This is a genomic window from Amycolatopsis sp. NPDC004378 (assembly GCF_053602455.1).
On sequence record NZ_JBSGDR010000001.1, the window covers coordinates 843,336 to 857,664 of the forward strand.

Sequence of the window (14,329 nt, forward strand, 5' to 3'; positions counted from 1 at the left end):
CGCAACCGCCAGACGGCGACGCGCGTGGCCGATGACGTGCTGCTCGACGCCGCGCGCTCGTGCGTGCTGGCCGTCGGTGTGCGCCGCACCACACTCGCCGAGATCGCCCGCACCGCCCGGGTCAGCCGGATGACGGTCTACCGCCGCTTCCCGGACGTCCGCAGCGTGCTCGCCGCCCTGATGACCCGCGAGTTCAGCGGGCTCCTGCGCACGGCGAGCGAGCGCGGCGCCGACGCCGCGAACAGCCGCGAGCGGCTTGTGCTCATCGCGTCGGCCGGCGTCCGCGCGCTGGCGGCCGACCCGCTGTTCCGCACGCTGCTCGACGTCGACCCCGAGCTCGTCCTCCCGTACATCGTGGAGCGGCTCGGCGCGACCCAGAAGTTCGCCGAACAGGCCCTCCACCAGCTGCTGGAAGCCGGTCACCGCGACGGTTCGATCCGGCGCGCGCCCGTCGCGGCGCAGTCCCGGTCGGTGCTGCTGGTGGTCCAGTCGTTCGCGTTCTCACTGCGGCCGGCCACGGTGGACGTCGGCGAGGCGGCACTGCTGGCGGAGTTCACGCACGTGCTCGACGCGGCGCTGAAGCCATGACGTCCGGCTCGCTCAACGCGCGGCGACGCGAACGCGAGCTCGCGGAGCTGGCGTCGGGCGAGCGCGTCGACGTCGCGGTGGTCGGCGGCGGTGTGACCGGCACGGGCATCGCCCTGGACGCGGCTTCGCGCGGGCTGTCGGTGGCGCTCGTCGAGGCGCACGACCTCGCGTTCGGGACATCACGCTGGTCGTCGAAGCTCGTGCACGGCGGCCTGCGGTACCTGGCGCACGGCGAGCTCGGCCTGGCCCATGAAAGCGCTGTCGAACGCGGCATCCTGATGACGCGCACGGCACCGCACCTGACCCGCGCGATGCCGCAGCTGTTCCCGTTGTACCCCAGCACTTCCCGGGCCCAGCAGGCGCTCGTGGCGGCCGGCCTCCGCGCGGGCGACGGCCTCCGCCGGGCGGCGCGCACGCCGTCGTCGGTGCTGCCGCGGCCGCGTTCGGTCCCGGCCGCGGAAGCGCTTGCCCTGGCTCCCGGGCTCGCCGTGCCCGGTCTGCGCGGCGCGTTGCTGGCCTACGACGGCGCGTTGGTCGACGACGCCCGGCTGGTGGTTTCCCTGGCGCGCACGGCGGCGTCGTTCGGCGCCCGGATCCTGACCCGCCTGTCCGCGTCGTCCCTTTCGGCGGACCGGGTCCGGGTCCGCGACGGACTTTCGGGCGATTCGTTCGACATCCACGCCCGCCAGGTGATCAACGCGGCGGGCGTCTGGGCGGGCACCCTCACGGGGTCGGTCCGGCTGCGGCCGTCGCTGGGGTCGCACCTGGTGCTGGCGCCGGGGACGGTCCCGATGGGCACGACGTCGGTGAACATCCCCGTGCCGGGCGAGACCAACCGGTTCGTCTTCCTGCTCCCCCAGCCGGACGGCCGCGTCTACCTGGGACTCACCGACGAGCCGGTGCCGGGCTCGATCCCCGACGTGCCTTCGGTGCCCGAGTCCGATGTGGACTTCCTGCTGTCGCTGGCCTCTTCGGTTCTTTCGCGGCCCTTGACGCGAGACGACGTCGCCGGCTCGTACGCGGGCCTGCGGCCGTTGGTCGAGGGCGGCGGCCGGTCGGCGGACCTGTCGCGCAAGCACGCGGTCCTGGCCGGATCGGACGGGCTCCTGACCGTGGTCGGCGGGAAGCTCACGACGTACCGGCGGATGGCGGAGGACGCGGTCGACGCCGCCGTCCGGCTGGCCGGGCTTTCGGCTTCGCCGTGCCGGACGTCCCGGTTGCCCCTGCTGGGCGCGGCTCCCCGGCCGAGTCTGTCCCTTGTGGACGCCGCACCGCGGCTGGTCGCGCGCTACGGAACGGAAGCGCCGCGCGTGGCGGCGTTGGGCGAGCTGGACGAGGAGTTCGCCGCGCCGGTCTTCCCCGGGACGGAGATCACCGCGGCCGAGGTCGTGTGGGCGGTCCGGAACGAGGGCGCCCTGGACGTCGCGGACGTGCTGGAGCGCCGGACCCGGCTGGCGTTGGTCCCGGCCGACGCCGAGGCCGCGAGGCCACGCGTCGCGGAGCTTGTCGACAAGTCGCTCGCCGGGCTCGCCTGAACCGGACCTTGACGTTCTCTTGAGTTGACGTCCCATTGGGTTTTTGCAACAGTACGTTTCATGAGTCCGGTCAGACGCGGCAAAGAGCTGCCGATCTACAACCGGCTGGCCGTGCTTCGCGCCGAGCGCGGGTTGAGCAGGGCCGCGCTCGCGAGCGCCGTCGAGGTCAACCCGCAGACCATCGGCGCGCTCGAGCGGGGGGACCACTATCCGAGCCTGGACCTGGCGTTCCGGATCTGCGCGGTGTTCGACCTGCCGGTCGAAGCGGTGTTCAGCCGCGAGCCGTTCACACCGCTGTCCACCCAGGTCTACCGCGAGGGGGGAGCATGACCGGGCACGAGGAGGGGATGGGGAATGCCTGAGGGGACCCTGGAGATCGACGCGATCTCCAAGCGCTACGGCACGAAGGTCGCGCTGGACGGCGTCTCGTTCGACGTCCGCGCCGGGGAGCTGTTCGGGTTCGTCGGCAGCAACGGCGCCGGCAAGACGACCACGATGCGGATCGCGCTGGGGGTGCTCGCCGCCGACGGCGGGGAAGTCCGCTTCGACGGCCGCCCGGTCACCCACGAGACCCGGACGCACATCGGCTACATGCCGGAGGAGCGCGGGCTCTACCCGAAGATGAAGGTGCTCGACCAGCTCGTCTACCTGGCGGAGCTGCACGGCCTGAGCACGAACGAAGCCCACCGCAACGCCGAGCTCTGGATCGCCCGGCTCGGGCTGGCCGAGCGCCGCAAGGACGAGGTCCAGAAGCTCAGCCTCGGCAACCAGCAACGCGTCCAGCTGGCCGCCGCGCTGGTGCACGACCCGGCCGTGCTGGTGCTCGACGAGCCGTTCTCCGGCCTGGACCCGCTCGCCGTCGACGTCATGAGCGCGGTGCTGCGTGAGAAGGCGGCGGCCGGGGTGCCGGTCGTGTTCTCCAGCCACCAGCTCGACCTCGTCGAGCGGCTGTGCGACCGCGTCGGGATCATCCGCGCCGGCCGGATGGTCGCCGTCGGCACGGTCGCCGAGCTGACCGCGGGGGCGAGCAGCAAGCTCGTCGTGACCGCGCCGGCCGCGCCCGAAGGCTGGGCCGCCGGGCTGCCCGGCGTGCGCGTCGTCGAAAACCACGGTCCCACCACCGTGCTCGACCTCGAACCCAGCGCCGACGACCAGGCCGTGCTCGCCGCGGCCCTGGCGACCGGACCGGTCACCGAGTTCAGCCGCCGTCGCCGGTCGCTGACCGAGCTGTTCCGCGACGCGGTGTCCGACAAGGGGAAACGATGAAGAAGCTGAGTGGCCGCCGGGCCGTCTGGCTCGTGCTGAAGCGCGAGCTCAACACCCGGCTGCGGACGCGTTCGTTCGTGATCGGCACCGCGGTGCTGCTCGTGCTGCTGCTGGGGTACGTCGGCTTCCAGACGGCGCTGGCCGGGTCGGCGGAGAAGAACACCGTCGGCCTGACCGGGCAGGCGACCGGCATCGCGCGGCAGTTGCAGGTCGCGGCGGCCCAGTCCGGGCGGCAGGTCGAGACGGTCACCGTCACCGACCCGGCCGAGGGTCGCCGGCAGGTCGAGAACGGCGACCTCGACGCGCTCGTCTCGGGCAGCGCGGCGAAGCTGACCGCCACCTACAAGTCCTCTTTGGACGACCAGCTGCGCCGGGTGCTCGACCAGGTCGCGCAGCAGCAGGTGCTCGACGGCGTGCTGTCGTCCGCGCAGCTCGAGCCGGCCGACGTGATGGCGCAGGTCGACGGCACGCACGTGCAGGACGACCCGATCTCGCCGGAACCCGCCGACCACACGCAACGGCTGGTCGTCGGGCTGATCGTGGCGTTCCTGCTCTACCTCAGCATCATCACCTACGGGATGATGGTCGCCCAGGGCGTCGTCGAGGAGAAGTCGAGCCGGGTCGTGGAGATCCTGCTCGCCAGCGTGCGGCCGTGGCAGCTGTTGCTGGGCAAGGTGATCGGGCTCGGCCTGGTCGGCCTGACGCAGCTGGTGATCCTCGGCGCGGCCGGGCTGGTCGCGGCCTCGGTCACCGGCGTGTTCACCCTGTCCGGCTTCGCCACCGGGACGCTGCTGTGGGGCCTGCTCTGGTACCTGCTCGGTTTCCTGTTGTACGCCACGATCTACGGCGCGCTCGGCTCGCTGGTCTCGCGGCAGGAGGACACGCAGTCGGTGGTCTCGCCGCTCAACATCATCCTCGTCGTCGGGTTCATCGCCGGGATCAACCTGCTGCTGCAGGACCCGTCGGGCACCGGGACCAAGGTGCTCTCGCTGATCCCGCTGCTGTCGCCGATCCTGATGCCGGCCCGGATCTCGACCGGCGCGGCGGCCGGCTGGGAGATCGGGTTGTCGCTCGGCCTGACCGTCGCGCTGGTCGCGGCCCTGACCTGGCTGGGCGGCAGGATCTACGGCAACAGCGTGCTGCGCATCGGCAGCCGCATCAAGCTGTCGGAGGCCCTGCGCGGCTGACCACTCACGACGTGATCGCGCCGTACCGCTCCAGGGACACCTGGCGCTCGTGGGCGTGGTCGACCATGGGCTCCGGGTAGCCCTCGGGGCGGTCCTTCAGCTTGTGGACCGCCTTGCCCTGGACCGGCCGCAGCTCCGGCACGTACTTGCGGACGTAGTCGCCGTTCGGGTCGAACTTCTCCCCCTGCGTCGTGGGGTTGAAGATCCGGAAGTACGGCGCGGCGTCGGTGCCGCAGCCCGCGACCCACTGCCAGTTCAGCTGGTTGGACGCCAGGTCGCCGTCCACCAGGTGCTTCATGAAGTGCCGCGCGCCCCACCACCACGGCAGGTGCAGGTCCTTCACCAGGAAGCTCGCGACGACCATCCGCACCCGGTTGTGCATCCAGCCCTCGGCGAGCAGCTGCCGCATCCCGGCATCGACGACCGGGTAGCCGGTCCTGCCCGCGCACCACCGCTCGAAGGCGTCGTGGTCGTTGTCGTGCTTCATCTTGTCGAAGCGCGAGTCGTAGTTCTCGCGTGCGGTTTCCGGGCGGTTGAACAGGACGTCGGCGTGGAATTCGCGCCAGCAGATCTCGCTGCGCAGGGATTTCGCGCCGGCGCGGTCGTCGCCTTCCAGGTCGGCCAGGAGCGTCCGCGGGTGGACGCAGCCCCAGCGCAGGTACGGCGAAAGCCGGGTCGTGCCTTCGCGGTCCGGCCGGTCGCGATCCTCGTCGTAGGTTTCGATGCCGTTGTCGAGGAAGGCGTGCCAGACGTCCAGCGCGGCCTGTTCGCCCGGCTCGGGCAGCGTCGCCGGAACCTTGGGCGGCTTGGGGATCTTGAGCGACCGCGGTGGTTCCACCCAGTCCACAAGGGACGGTCCGGTGTCGGCGGGCCCGCGCCAGCCGTGCGCGGTCCAAGCGCGGTGGAACGGCGTGAAGACGCGGTACGGGTCGCCGTCCGGCTTGGTGACGCGGCCGGGCGTGATCGCGTACGGCGAGCCGGTCTCGACCCAGTCGATGTTGTGCTCCGCCAGCGCCTTCGCCACGGAAGCGTCCCGTCGACGGCCATACGGCCCGGTGTCCGCGCTGACGTGCACCGCCGCGGCACCGATCTTCTTCGCCGCCTTCACGACCTCGGCCGCCGGTTCGCCGCGCACGAGCATCAGCCGGCCGCCGAGCTGCTCGTCGAGCTTCTCCAGGCACCCGTAGAGGAACGCCTCCCGCGGCGCGCCACCCGGCTTCAGCAGCGCCTCGTCGAGGACGTACAGCGCGAGGACGTGCTTGCTGTGCTTCGACGCTTCGAGCAGCGCGGCGTGGTCACCCAGCCGCAGGTCGCGGCGGAACCACAGGACGACGGGTGCTTCTTTGGTCACGCGGCCCAACGATAAGCGCCCCGCCGTGCGGGTGCACGGCGGGGCGACTACCAGGGTGAAAACTCAGCGGTCCGGCTCAGCGGTCGGACATGGGGATGTAGTCCCGCGAGTCGTAGCCGGTGTAGATCTGCCGCGGGCGGCCGATCTTGGTGGCCGGGTCCTGGATCATCTCGCGCCAGTGCGCGATCCAGCCCGGGAGCCGGCCGAGCGCGAACAGCACCGTGAAGAACTTCGTCGGGAAGCCCAGCGCCCGGTAGATCAGGCCGGTGTAGAAGTCCACGTTCGGGTACAGCTTGCGCTCGACGAAGTAGTCGTCGGAAAGGGCCGTCTCTTCGAGCTTCTTGGCGATGTCGAGCAGCTGGTCGCCGCCCTTCAGCTTGCCGAGGATCTCGTCGGCGGTGTTCTTGATGATCTTCGCGCGCGGGTCGTAGTTCTTGTAGACCCGGTGCCCGAAGCCCATCAGCTTCACGCCCTTTTCCTTGTTCTTCACGCGCTCGACGAACTTGGCGACGTCGCCGCCGTCCGCCTGGATGCCCTCGAGCATGTCGAGGACCGCCGCGTTCGCGCCGCCGTGCAGCGGGCCGAACAGCGCGTTGATGCCGGCGGAAATCGAGGCGAACAGGTTCGCCTCGGACGAGCCCACCAGGCGCACCGTCGACGTCGAGCAGTTCTGCTCGTGGTCGGCGTGCAGGATGAACAGCAGGTCGAGCGCCTTCGCGATGTCCGGGTCGACCTCGTACGGCTCGGCCGGGAAGCCGAACGTCATCCGCAGGAAGTTCTCGACCAGGCCGAGCGAGTTGTCCGGGTACAGCAGCGGCTGGCCGACGGACTTCTTGTAGGCGTAGGCGGCCAGGGTCGGGACCTTGGCGAGCAGCCGGATGGTGGACAGCTCCACGTTCGGCTCGTCGAACGGGTCGAGCGAGTCCTGGTAGAAGGTCGACAGCGCCGACACCGCGCTGGACAGGACCGGCATCGGGTGCGCGTCACGCGGGAAGCCGCTGAAGAACGCCTTCAGGTCCTCGTGCAGCAGCGTGTGGCGCTGGATCTTCTCGGTGAAGTCGGCCAGCTGGGCCTCGGTGGGCAGCTCGCCGTAGATCAGGAGGTAGGACACCTCGACGAAGGTCGACTTCTCGGCCAGCTGCTCGATCGGGTAACCGCGGTACCGGAGGATCCCGGCGTCACCGTCGATGTAGGCGATGGCGGACGACGCGGCGCCGGTGTTGACGAACCCGGGGTCGTAGGTGATGTACCCCGTCTGCGCCAGCAGCTTCCCCAGTTCGATCCCGGGCGCGCCCTCGACCGGGTGGACGATCTTGAACTCGTGCTCGCCACTCGGCAGGGTCAGCTTCGCGGTTTCGCCGCCGGACTGCCCCGCAGTCGTCGCGTCGGACATGCAAGTCCCTCTCACGTTTCGGCACGGGCCGGCGGCGCCTGCGGGTTCCACAGGTAGCCAAGTGTTCACGCGAGGAAACACTGGCGCCTCGCTGCACACCGCCCCGCTGGGGTATGAAGAATGCCCCTCAACGTTAGTCGAGAAACGTGTGTTCGCGCAGCGGTGGCGTTGCTCCTGGGGGCCCCTTTGGGACCAGGTTCACACGGTGGACGCCATGTCGGCCGACGTGGGCGGCTCGGCCCCGCTGCGCGACACGGTGATCGACGCCGCTTTCGCCGCGTACTCCAGCGCCTCGCGCCACGCGCCGGCGTCGAGGGACGCCAGGTCGGCGGCCTCGTGCGTGTGCAGCCAGGCCAGCAGCGCGCCCTGGACGGTGTCGCCCGCGCCGATCGTGTCGACCACCGTCACCTTCCGCGACGGCACGTGGGCCAGCTCACCCGCGGCGGTGATCACGGCGATCCCGTCGGCGCCCCGGGTGAGCACCACGGCGTCCACACCGGACTCGACCCACGTCTTCGCGGCGGCGACCGGGTCGGCGCCGCCGGTGAGCCAGGCGGCGTCGTCGTCGGAGATCTTGAGCAGCCGGACGTCCGGCAGCCAGGAGGCGAACCGGGCGCGGTAGGCGGCCGGGTCGGTGATGAGCGCCTCGCGGATGTTGGGGTCGAGGACGGTCAGCACGCCGCGGGCGGCCTCGCGCCGCAGCATCGCCTCGTACGCCGACGCGCCGGGCTCGAGGACCATGCCGAGGGTGCCGAGTGAGAGCGCGGTCACGTTCTCCGGCAGCGGTCCCGGGTCCGCGACCAGCCGGTCGGCCGTGCCCTCGACGTAGAACGTGTAGTGCGCGGCGCCCTTCGCGTCGAGGGCGACGACGGCGAGCGTCGTCGGCTCGCCCCCGCGCTGCAGCAGCGCCGTGCCGACGGCCGAGGCGTGCAGGCGCTCGACCATCGCTTCGCCGAAGCGGTCGGTGGAGACGCGGGAAAGGAAGGCCGTCGGCACGCCGAGCCGCCCGGCCGCCAGGGCGACGTTGTACGGCCCGCCGCCCAGGCGCGGCAGCAGCGCGCGCAGCCCACCGTCCACAGTGGAATCCAGGGGGTCGCCGGGAACCAGGTCGACCAGTGCTTCTCCGCCTACGACGATCACGCGGGGAGTTTAGTGGAGTTCAGGCTGACAATTCCTGTCCGCTATTTGTCGAGCCCGCCGAGCAGCAGTTCACCCAGTGCGGTGAACGCTTCGGCGTCGGACACCTCGGCCCGCTGCCCGAGCACCCCGGTCTGGATGCCTTCGATGATCAACCCGGTCATCTCGGCGACGAGCCGGGCGTGGACGTCGCGGAAGACGCCCTCGGCCACGCCCCGGTCGATGAACTGCCGGAGCCGGTTCGCGGCGAACCGGCTGTTGACCTGGTACGCCTCGCGGGCCGGGCCGAACTCGGCGAGGTCGCGCATGAACGACGGGGAAGCCCGGTTCAGGTGTTCGGCGACGCCGGCCAGGTACTCGCCGATGAGCTTGCGGGCGTCGTCGATCCCGGCGATCCGCTCTTCGATCCGCTCCGCGGCCCCGCGGAAGAACCGGGTGACGACCTTGACGGCGAGTTGCTCCTTGCTCGGCGCGAGCGCGTAGAGCGTCGACTTCGAGCAGCGCAGGCGGGCGGCGAGGTCGTCCAGGGTGAACTCGGCGAAGCCCTCGGCGAGGAAGAGCTCTTCGAGCTCGGAGAGCAGCGCGCGCTGGCGAGCGGTCAGCCGGCGGCTGCTTCCGAGGGCGAGGGCCTCGCGGGGGGACATCGGCTCACTATCTCCTACGCAGTCGGTCCGCCCCAGTCCGCTCTATAGTACTCTAGTTGAGCCTAGAGTACTGTTTTCAGTACCGTCATGGAGGACGACGATGCCCGCGGAACGCCTGCTGCCGGATTCGGCCGCCGAGGACCTGATCGCGCTGACCAGGGAGATCGCCCGCGACGAGCTCGCGCCCCGCGCGGCGGCGGCCGAAGAGGCCGAGCAGTTCCCGCGCGAGCAGTTCCGCCTGCTCGGGAAGTCCGGCCTGCTGGGGCTGCCGTACGCGGAGCGCTGGGGCGGCGGCGAGGTGCCGTACGAGGTCTACCTGCAGGTCCTGGAGGAGATCGCGACGGCGTGGATGACGGTCGGCGTCGGCCTGTCGGTGCACACGATGTCCTGCTACGGCCTGGCCGAATGGGGCACGGACGCCCAGCGCGACGAGTGGCTCCCGGACATGCTCGAAGGCTCGCTCCTGGGCGCGTACGCCCTGTCGGAGACGAACGCGGGTTCGGACGCGGCCGCGTTGTCGACCCGCGCGCGGCTCGACGGCACCGACTACGTCGTCAACGGCACGAAGGCGTGGATCACGCACGCGGGCGTGGCGGACTTCTACACGACGATGGTGCGCACCGGCCCGGACGAGATTTCGTGCCTGCTGATCGACTCGTCGACACCCGGCCTCTCGGCGGCGCCGCGCGAGCGCAAGATGGGCCTGACGGGCTCGCCGACGGCCCAGATGATCTTCGACGGCGCCCGCGTCCCGGCATCGCGGCTGCTGGGTTCCGCCGGTGACGGCCTGCGTATCGCCCTGTCGTCACTGAGCTCGGGCCGCCTCGGCATCGCGGCGTGCGCGGTGGGCCTGGCGCAGGCGGCACTGGACGAAGCCGTGACGTACGCGAAGGGCCGCTCGCAGTTCGGCCGTCCGATCATCGACTTCCAGGGGGTGGAATTCCTCCTGGCCGACATGGCGGCGGTGGTGGAGTCGTCCCGGGCCTGCTACCTGGAGGCGGCGCGCCGCCGCGACCGCGGGCTGCCGTTCCAGCGCCAGGCCTCGATCGCCAAGCTGGTGGCCACGGACGGCGCGATGAAGGTGACGACGGACGCGGTCCAGGTCCTCGGCGGCGCCGGGTACACGCGGGACTTCCCGGTGGAGCGGTACATGCGCGAGGCGAAGGTGCCGCAGATCTTCGAAGGCACGAACCAGATCCAGCGGCTGGTCATCGCGCGGGAGCTGAAGAAGGCCTGACCGAGCGGCTCCTGTCACACGTACGGTACAGCTATGGTTACTCCTGGTTACACCAGATGCCGTGAGACAAATCCCGGCAACGTGAGGAGAACCTGTGGCCGCACTTCCCCAGCCGGGCTCCGCTCCCCGATGGGAGATCCCCGATCACCTGCTGACCGTCGAGGAGTACGCGGCGCTCGGTGAAACCGACACAGGTTTCACCGAACTCGTGGAGGGGCGCGTCTTGATGTCCCCCAGTCCCCAGCCCGGACACAACCTCGTGCTGCTCGAGCTGGCTCAGCGACTCGGTCGACAGGTGCCGGGCCACCTCAAGGTTCTTCCTGGTACAGATGTGGATCTCGGCCTGGCCCTGTCCGCCGAACCCGGCTTCTCGCGGCGGCCCGACCTGATGATCGTCGACGAGGCCGGACTTGCTCGTGTTCGTGAGGACAAAGACATGGTCCGGGCGGCAGAGGTGGCCGTTGTCATCGAAGTCGTATCACCGGGCTCGAAGCGCACCGACTACCACGTGAAGCACGACGAGTACGCCGACGCGGGAATCCCGCACTACTGGATCGTCGACATCACCGAACCGATCTCGCTCGTCGCCTGCCACCAAGCCGGTGAGTTCGGGTACCTGGACGCCTCGGCGGTCACCGGCACCTTCACCACCGACGTCCCGTTCCCGGTCAAGATCGGCCTGGACGCCCTGCTCGACTGAGCCGACCTGGTCGAGCGAACGCTGTCCCACCCGCGGGACGGATAGCGTTCTGCGCATGCCCGACCAGCTGTTGTCCCTCGAGGAGTACCGAGCGCTCGGGGAAACCGACCGCGGCTTCACCGAACTGGTCGAAGGCCGCGTGGTGCCCTCGCCCGGCGGCGGGCGGGCGCACAACCTGGCCGCGTGCCGGCTGGCCGGGCAGCTGGAACGGCAGCTGCCGCGCGGGCTCGCGTTCGTCCTCGGCAGCGACCTGGACCTCGGCTTGGCGCCGCCCGGTGAGCCCGGCTTCTCCCGCCGCCCGGACCTGCTGGTCTTCGACCGGGCCGCGCGGGCCGACCCGATCCGCGCCGAGGAGGTGGCGGTGGTCGTCGAGATCGCGACCTCGGGCTCCCGGCGCACCGACTACCGCGTGAAGCACGACGAGTACGCCGACGCCGGGATCCCCCACTACTGGATCGTCGACCTCCGTGAGCCGGTCGCGCTGGTCGCCTGCCGGGGCTACCGGGATGCCCCGGCCGTCACCGGCACCTTCGCGACCCGTGAACCGTTCCCCGTCGAGCTCGACCTGGACGCGCTGCTCTCGTGAAAACGGACGGCACGCCGGAACCGCCCGGTAACCGGCGTGCCGCCCGAAACTCAGCGGGCTTCGCGGTAGCGGCGGTCCTTGGACACGCCCTCGCCCAGGGACTCGTCGAAGTGGTACACCTCGTCGCCGCGGACGAAGACGCGCAGCGCGCGGTTCATCACGTCGAGGGGGTCGCCGGACCACAGCACGACGTCCGCGTCCAAGCCCGGCTTCAGCGAGCCGATCTGCTCGTCCAGACCCAGCATCGACGCCGGGTTGATCGTCAGCGACCGCAGCGCCGTCACCGGGTCGAGGCCGTCCTTCACCGCCAGGGCCGCCTGGTACACCAGGAAGTTGATCGGGATCACCGGGTGGTCCGTCGTGATCGCGATCCGGACGCCGGCGCGGGCCAGGATGCCCGCCGAGCGCAGCGTGCGGTTGCGCAGCTCCACCTTGGACTTCGTGGTGAACAGCGGGCCCAGGATCACCGGGACGTCCCGTTCGGCCAGCAGGTCCGCGATCAGGTGGCCCTCGGTGCCGTGGTTGATCACGAGCTTGTAGCCGAACTCGTCGGCCAGCCGCAGCGCCGTGACGATGTCGTCGGCGCGGTGGACGTGCTGGTCCCAGTACAGCTCGCCGTCGAGGACCTTCGAGAGCGTCTCGAGCGTCAGGTCGACCTCGTGCGGCTTGCCTTCGGACTCCGCGTGCGCGCGCTTCGCCTGGTAGTTGCGGGCCTTGGTGAAGGCCTCGCGCAGGATCGCGGCGACGCCCAGCCGCGTCGAAGGCGTCTGCTTCTTGTCGCCGTACACGCGCTTCGGGTTCTCGCCGAGCGCGCTCTTCACGCTGACCTGCTCCGCGAAGACCATGTCGAGGATGCTGCGGCCCCAGGTCTTGACGCCGATCGTCTGGCCGCCGATCGGGTTGCCCGACCCCGGCTTGATGACGACGCTGGTGACGCCGCCGGCCAGCGCGTCGTCGAAGCCCGGCTCGTAGGGGTCGATGCCGTCGATCGCGCGGAAGCGGGCGCCGTTCGGGTCGGTCATCTCGTTGGTGTCGTTGCCGGCCCACCCCTCGCCGTCCTCGTGCACGCCGAGGTGCGCGTGGGCGTCGATGAAGCCGGGCAGCACCCAGGTGCCGGCCGCGTCGACCAGTTCGGCATCCTCCGGGATGTCGACGTCGGCCTCGGTACCGACCGCGACGATCTTCCCGTCGTCGATCAGCACCGTGCCGCCTTCGATGGGGTCACCGTCGATGGGGAGGACATAGCCCCCGACAATTGCCTTCGCCATAGTTCGCCACGCTAACGAACTGGCGCCGGGCCCTCCACACGGGCCTTCTCCAAGTGCACCAGTTCGTGGTTGTTCTCGGGCGTCCGGTGCGTCTCGCGGTAGCCGTGCTTGGCGTACAGGCGCAGCGGCCCCACGCTCTTCGCGCCCGTGAACAGCCGGAACACCGTCACGGACGGCGGGGCCGACGACTCCGCGAACCGCAGCAGCCCGCCGCCCAGTCCGAAACCCTGGCGGTCCGGCGCCACCACCAGCCGGCCGATCGTGCCGACCGGGCCCGTCACCGTCAGCCGCACCGAGGCGACCAGGCGGCCCGACTCCCGGATGCCCCAAGACAGGCACGACGACAGCGCCGCCTGGGTCTCCTCGAGGGTTTCCAGCAGCGGGGGCAGGTCCCAGTCGTCGTGCGCGCGGGCCTCCGTGACGTACGCGGCGCGTTGCAGCGTCAGCACTTCGCCCGCGTCGGCGACGTCCAGGCGGTTCACCGGACGCGGATGCCCCAGCTGCCCGACCACGACGCCGCCGGCTCCAGGTCGATCAGGTCCGTGCCCGTGTTGAGCGCGTCGGCCGGGCAGGTCATCGGCTCGATCGCCACCGCGCGACCGCGGCCGACCAGGTCGTCCGGCGTGAACACCTGGGCCCAGCGGAAGTCCGGGCCGGTCCACACGACGAGCTGCTTCTCGCCGTGGGCCAGGACGAAGTGGTGCGTGCCGTCGTCGGCCGTCGACAACGCGCCGAACGCCGTGTCCAGGTCGACGCCCGCCAGCACCCGGCCGCCGCGGAAGTCGTACTCCGTGCCCTCGACGTCCTGCTCCTCCGCGTACGGCATCTGCTGGTCGCCGACGTACGGCCGGACGCGGCTCGCGGGCAGCGTCAGGGTCAGCTCGTCGGTCGGGACGTCGCCGACGCGGAAGTACGGGTGCGTGCCGACGCCGACGCCGATCGGCTGCTCGCCCTCGTTGCGGATCTCGTGGGTGATGGTCAGCTCGCGCGGCGCGACCTCGTAGGTCACCGTCGCCCGCAGCGGCACCGGCCAGCCCGGCTGCACCTCGACGTCGACGGCCAGGGTGATCGACGACTCGGCGTGCTCCAGCAGCTCCCATTCGAGGTGGCGGGTCAGGCCGTGGATGGCGTTGCCGCGCGCCTCCTCGGTGATCTCGAGTTGTTGCTCCTCGCCCTGGAACGTCCACTTGCCGGCCTTGGTCCGGTTCGGCCAGGGCAGCAGCACCTGCCCGGCGCCCTTCGGCGGCTTCGCGTCTTCGGGGAACTCCTCGACGTACGGCACTCCGCCGACTTCGAACGCGCGCAGCCCGGCACCGATTTCGGTGACGACGGCGCGTGCGTTGCCGCGGGTGATCTCGAACTGCTGACCGGTCGGGTTGCCCATGCGGACGACCTTACCGAGCATCGAACTCACTAGACCGGTCGTCATAGTTTGGG

The 14,329-nt window shown here is 70.7% G+C and carries 15 protein-coding genes; 8 read left to right on the plus strand and 7 right to left on the minus strand.

What is annotated here, in order from left to right; genetic code table 11:
* The first annotated feature begins 24 nt into the window (after positions 1-24).
* Genes ACWEN0_RS04140 through ACWEN0_RS04160 form a run of 5 tightly spaced genes read left to right on the plus strand, consistent with a single transcriptional unit; the run spans position 25 to position 4,576 of the window.
* On the plus strand, positions 25-588 hold the full coding sequence (locus tag ACWEN0_RS04140) for a TetR/AcrR family transcriptional regulator (protein WP_451969852.1): 564 nt from the start codon (positions 25-27) through the stop codon (positions 586-588).
* Positions 585-2,123: a glycerol-3-phosphate dehydrogenase/oxidase gene (locus ACWEN0_RS04145; protein ID WP_451968751.1), complete on the plus strand. Its 1,539-nt coding sequence runs from the start codon at positions 585-587 to the stop codon at positions 2,121-2,123. The genes ACWEN0_RS04140 and ACWEN0_RS04145 overlap by 4 nt, the downstream gene beginning before the upstream one ends.
* 60 nt (positions 2,124-2,183) lie before the next feature.
* Positions 2,184-2,453: a helix-turn-helix transcriptional regulator gene (locus tag ACWEN0_RS04150; protein WP_451968753.1), complete on the plus strand. Its 270-nt coding sequence runs from the start codon at positions 2,184-2,186 to the stop codon at positions 2,451-2,453.
* A gap of 24 nt (positions 2,454-2,477) precedes the next feature.
* Complete coding sequence (locus tag ACWEN0_RS04155; protein WP_451968754.1) at positions 2,478-3,389, plus strand: ABC transporter ATP-binding protein; 912 nt, start codon at positions 2,478-2,480, stop codon at positions 3,387-3,389.
* On the plus strand, positions 3,386-4,576 hold the full coding sequence (locus ACWEN0_RS04160) for an ABC transporter permease (protein ID WP_451968755.1): 1,191 nt from the start codon (positions 3,386-3,388) through the stop codon (positions 4,574-4,576). The genes ACWEN0_RS04155 and ACWEN0_RS04160 overlap by 4 nt, the downstream gene beginning before the upstream one ends.
* A gap of 4 nt (positions 4,577-4,580) precedes the next feature.
* Here ACWEN0_RS04160 and ACWEN0_RS04165 read toward each other — a convergent pair whose 3' ends face one another.
* The 4 genes from ACWEN0_RS04165 to ACWEN0_RS04180 form a co-directional block, all read right to left on the minus strand.
* Positions 4,581-5,927 carry a cryptochrome/photolyase family protein gene (locus ACWEN0_RS04165; RefSeq protein ID WP_451968756.1) on the minus strand — a complete coding sequence of 449 codons (1,347 nt, stop codon included), beginning with the start codon at positions 5,925-5,927 and terminating at the stop codon, positions 4,581-4,583.
* A 76-nt stretch (positions 5,928-6,003) separates the two neighbouring features.
* The gene (locus ACWEN0_RS04170; RefSeq protein WP_451968757.1) at positions 6,004-7,320 is read right to left on the minus strand and encodes a citrate synthase; all 1,317 of its coding nucleotides are present in this window, start codon (positions 7,318-7,320) and stop codon (positions 6,004-6,006) included.
* A 198-nt stretch (positions 7,321-7,518) separates the two neighbouring features.
* The gene (locus ACWEN0_RS04175; protein WP_451968759.1) at positions 7,519-8,460 is read right to left on the minus strand and encodes a carbohydrate kinase family protein; all 942 of its coding nucleotides are present in this window, start codon (positions 8,458-8,460) and stop codon (positions 7,519-7,521) included.
* 41 nt (positions 8,461-8,501) lie between these two features.
* A complete protein-coding gene (locus ACWEN0_RS04180; protein ID WP_451968761.1) occupies positions 8,502-9,101 on the minus strand; it encodes a TetR/AcrR family transcriptional regulator in 600 nt (199 codons plus the stop codon).
* Positions 9,102-9,201: 100 nt separating this feature from the next.
* On the opposite strand from ACWEN0_RS04180, the gene ACWEN0_RS04185 reads away from it, so the two are divergent.
* From ACWEN0_RS04185 to ACWEN0_RS04195, 3 genes are all read left to right on the plus strand, one after another.
* The gene (locus ACWEN0_RS04185; protein WP_451968763.1) at positions 9,202-10,338 is read left to right on the plus strand and encodes an acyl-CoA dehydrogenase family protein; all 1,137 of its coding nucleotides are present in this window, start codon (positions 9,202-9,204) and stop codon (positions 10,336-10,338) included.
* A 94-nt stretch (positions 10,339-10,432) separates the two neighbouring features.
* Positions 10,433-11,038 carry a Uma2 family endonuclease gene (locus tag ACWEN0_RS04190; RefSeq protein ID WP_451968764.1) on the plus strand — a complete coding sequence of 202 codons (606 nt, stop codon included), beginning with the start codon at positions 10,433-10,435 and terminating at the stop codon, positions 11,036-11,038.
* Between the two features lie 55 nt (positions 11,039-11,093).
* A complete protein-coding gene (locus ACWEN0_RS04195; protein WP_451968765.1) occupies positions 11,094-11,624 on the plus strand; it encodes a Uma2 family endonuclease in 531 nt (176 codons plus the stop codon).
* 50 nt (positions 11,625-11,674) lie between these two features.
* Here ACWEN0_RS04195 and ACWEN0_RS04200 read toward each other — a convergent pair whose 3' ends face one another.
* Genes ACWEN0_RS04200 through ACWEN0_RS04210 form a run of 3 tightly spaced genes read right to left on the minus strand, consistent with a single transcriptional unit; the run spans position 11,675 to position 14,276 of the window.
* On the minus strand, positions 11,675-12,892 hold the full coding sequence (locus ACWEN0_RS04200) for an amidohydrolase (protein ID WP_451968766.1): 1,218 nt from the start codon (positions 12,890-12,892) through the stop codon (positions 11,675-11,677).
* An 11-nt stretch (positions 12,893-12,903) separates the two neighbouring features.
* Entirely contained in the window at positions 12,904-13,404 is a 501-nt protein-coding gene (locus ACWEN0_RS04205; RefSeq protein ID WP_451968768.1) for a GNAT family N-acetyltransferase, read from the minus strand.
* A complete protein-coding gene (locus ACWEN0_RS04210; RefSeq protein ID WP_451968770.1) occupies positions 13,371-14,276 on the minus strand; it encodes an aldose 1-epimerase family protein in 906 nt (301 codons plus the stop codon). Before ACWEN0_RS04210 ends, ACWEN0_RS04205 begins: the two co-directional genes overlap by 34 nt.
* Positions 14,277-14,329: the final 53 nt, after the last annotated feature.

What these genes read in the sequence shown, in the direction of transcription:
- ACWEN0_RS04145 (WP_451968751.1), top strand. Translation starts at nt 585, where the DNA reads ATGACGTCCGGCTCGCTCAACGCGCGGCGACGCGAACGCGAGCTCGCG.
- ACWEN0_RS04150 (WP_451968753.1), top strand. Translation starts at nt 2,184, where the DNA reads ATGAGTCCGGTCAGACGCGGCAAAGAGCTGCCGATCTACAACCGGCTG.
- ACWEN0_RS04155 (WP_451968754.1), top strand. Translation starts at nt 2,478, where the DNA reads ATGCCTGAGGGGACCCTGGAGATCGACGCGATCTCCAAGCGCTACGGC.
- ACWEN0_RS04160 (WP_451968755.1), top strand. Translation starts at nt 3,386, where the DNA reads ATGAAGAAGCTGAGTGGCCGCCGGGCCGTCTGGCTCGTGCTGAAGCGC.
- ACWEN0_RS04170 (WP_451968757.1), bottom strand. Translation starts at nt 7,320, where the DNA reads ATGTCCGACGCGACGACTGCGGGGCAGTCCGGCGGCGAAACCGCGAAG.
- ACWEN0_RS04180 (WP_451968761.1), bottom strand. Translation starts at nt 9,101, where the DNA reads ATGTCCCCCCGCGAGGCCCTCGCCCTCGGAAGCAGCCGCCGGCTGACC.
- ACWEN0_RS04185 (WP_451968763.1), top strand. Translation starts at nt 9,202, where the DNA reads ATGCCCGCGGAACGCCTGCTGCCGGATTCGGCCGCCGAGGACCTGATC.
- ACWEN0_RS04195 (WP_451968765.1), top strand. Translation starts at nt 11,094, where the DNA reads ATGCCCGACCAGCTGTTGTCCCTCGAGGAGTACCGAGCGCTCGGGGAA.
- ACWEN0_RS04200 (WP_451968766.1), bottom strand. Translation starts at nt 12,892, where the DNA reads ATGGCGAAGGCAATTGTCGGGGGCTATGTCCTCCCCATCGACGGTGAC.
- ACWEN0_RS04210 (WP_451968770.1), bottom strand. Translation starts at nt 14,276, where the DNA reads ATGGGCAACCCGACCGGTCAGCAGTTCGAGATCACCCGCGGCAACGCA.